Origin of the sequence: Pricia sp. (assembly GCF_041745955.1) — a bacterium.
Taxonomy (GTDB): Bacteria; Bacteroidota; Bacteroidia; order Flavobacteriales; family Flavobacteriaceae; genus Pricia.
Genome location: NZ_JBGTHY010000273.1, coordinates 1 through 2,452, shown reverse-complemented (window position 1 = coordinate 2,452; position 2,452 = coordinate 1). Strand labels below are relative to the sequence as shown.

Sequence of the window (2,452 nt, the reverse complement as noted above, 5' to 3'; positions counted from 1 at the left end):
GCCGACACCTGAAAACAAAATAGCAATGCCGCAAAAAGAAGTATGTTTTTCATTTATAAATTTGTGTTGATGGTACTAAAGTAAAACAAAAAAACCACCTTGCTTCTCGGCAAGATGGTTTTCACGTAAATACTTTAAAGGAACGGATTAGCCGAGCGCAACTCTTTTAAATCCCGTTACCTTAAGATTTGAATCCACCGATTTCACATATTGGGCAACGCTTAGCTTGCTGTCCTTAATAAAATCCTGGTTGACCAAAGTATTGTCCTTAAAAAAGCGCTTCAATTTGCCTTTGGCGATATTGTCGAGCATTTCCTCCGGCTTGCCTTCCTGGCGCAATAGATCTTTGGCAATCTCTATTTCCTTATCAATAACGGATTGATCGACGCCTTCTTCGTTCAAGGCTACCGGGTTCATTGCCGCAGCTTGCATAGCGACATCTTTAGCGACTTCACCTGCACCATTGACCACTGCGGAAAGCCCTACCAATGTAGCAATTTTGTTTCCGGCGTGAATGTAGCTTCCTACAAATGGGGCACTTAATCTTTCGAAACCGCCAATCTCAATTTTTTCGCCGATCACCCCGGTCTGCTCCGTCAGTTTATCCTGAACGGTCATTCCCTTGAAATCAGCGGAAAGAAAGGCGTCTTTGGTATCAAAACCCATAGCCAAATCGGCCAGTTCGTTGGCAAGGGTAACGAAATCATCGTTCTTGGCCACAAAATCGGTTTCGCAATTTAGGGAAATGACAACACCTTTGGTATCTTCGGAATTCACCTTTGCGATAGCGGCACCTTCTGAAGAATCCCGGTCGGCCCTTTTTGCCGCTACTTTCTGTCCTTGTTTCCGAAGGAATTCGATGGCTTTCTCGAAATCGCCATCGGCTTCGACCAGGGCTTTTTTACAGTCCATCATACCTGCGCCTGTAGTCTTCCTTAATTTATTTACTTCTGCGGCTGTAATATTTGCCATAATTTTAGTTCTTTATTGTCATTCCAGCCAAGGCTGCAATATCATTTATTTGCTGTACCGCGCTTGTGATTATCAAATACGTTTTCGAACTATATTCTCGAATTAAATTGGAATGTAACTCAAAACATACTGCGGCAACCTGCGCTGTACACTTCTATTCTTTTTTAAATTGTTGTAGGGCATTCAGCAATTACTCCACGCCACCCTTAGCCTTATCCTGCCATTCCTGCAGCTCGTCCCATTTGCCATCGGCGGCCATTTGCGCTTGCTTGGGCCATGAGGTCGGATCTAGATGGGCCATTCTAGAGCTGGATTCGGTCAATATTTCCTTGATTTTTTCCGCATCCGCCTTTGCCACATTCGCATACGTATCAATACCAGCTGCGACCATAGCTTCTGCGGCCTTTGGGCCTACACCCTCGATTTTGGTAAGGTCGTCCGCTTTGTCCGTCTTCGCTTTTACATCTTTATTGGGCGCGGGGGCTGACTTTTCTTCGTCCTCGGTAGCTTTGGCGGAAGAGGACTTCTCTTCGGCCACAGCTTCTTGAGTGGCTTCTACATCTACTTCGGGATAGGGCGTTTTGGCAACCACCGGTGACGCCTTGGTATCGACTGCCTCGGGGGTCGGTTGTGGTTTTTCCGTGCCTTTGGAAACTACGGGAGCTTCCTCGATTTCAGTAGTGCTATCTTTACCTTCGGGCTTTGCTTTCTTCGCCTTTGGAGTAACCTCGGTAGGTTTCTCTACGATACGATCTTTCTTTTTCTTCCTTTTGGCGCCGTTTTCGTCGTCGCTACCTTCATTGTCCGCATGATTTTCGGATTTTCTTTCCGCAAGACCTTCGGCAACGGCATCGGTCACCTCCGTCATGATAATGCTTATGGATTTGGAGGCATCATCATTCGATGGAATCAAATAATCTACATCCCTTGGGTCACAATTGGTATCGACCATTGCGAAAATAGGAATGTTCAATTTCTGGGCTTCCTTCACGGCGATGTGCTCGCGCATGGTATCGACCACAAAAATTGCTCCCGGCAATCGGCTCATTTCGGAAATGGAACCTAAGTTCTTTTCCAATTTAGCACGGAGACGATCTACTTGCAAGCGCTCCTTCTTGGATAAGGTGTTGAACGTACCGTCTTTTTTCATCCGGTCGATATGTGACATTTTCTTTACCGCCTTGCGAATGGTTACGAAATTGGTCAACATGCCACCGGGCCATCTTTCGGTGATGTAGGGCATGTTTACGTTTGCAACCAACTCGGCTACGATATCTTTCGCCTGTTTTTTGGTGGCTACGAAAAGGATTTTTCGTCCGGATGCGGCAATTTTTTTCAGGGCCTCGTTGGCCTCGTCCAATTTTGCTACGGTCTTGTAGAGATTGATAACGTGAATTCCGTTACGCTCCATGTAGATATAGGGCGCCATGTTCGGATTCCACTTTCGCGTGAGGTGTCCAAAATGTACACCTGCTTCCAA

Annotated in this window: 2 protein-coding genes; both read right to left on the bottom strand. The window is 46.2% G+C overall.

What is annotated here, in order from left to right:
- Positions 1–147 precede the first annotated feature (147 nt).
- Positions 148–972, bottom strand: coding sequence for a translation elongation factor Ts (tsf, locus tag ACEW8S_RS10100; protein ID WP_373518030.1), 825 nt, complete (start codon positions 970–972; stop codon positions 148–150).
- A 190-nt stretch (positions 973–1,162) separates the two neighbouring features.
- The coding region (rpsB, locus tag ACEW8S_RS10095; RefSeq protein ID WP_373518029.1) for a 30S ribosomal protein S2 at positions 1,163–2,452 on the bottom strand (1,290 nt) is incomplete at its 5' end.

Coding starts and splice junctions, on each gene's coding strand:
- tsf (WP_373518030.1), bottom strand. CDS start 972: ATGGCAAATATTACAGCCGCAGAAGTAAATAAATTAAGGAAGACTACA.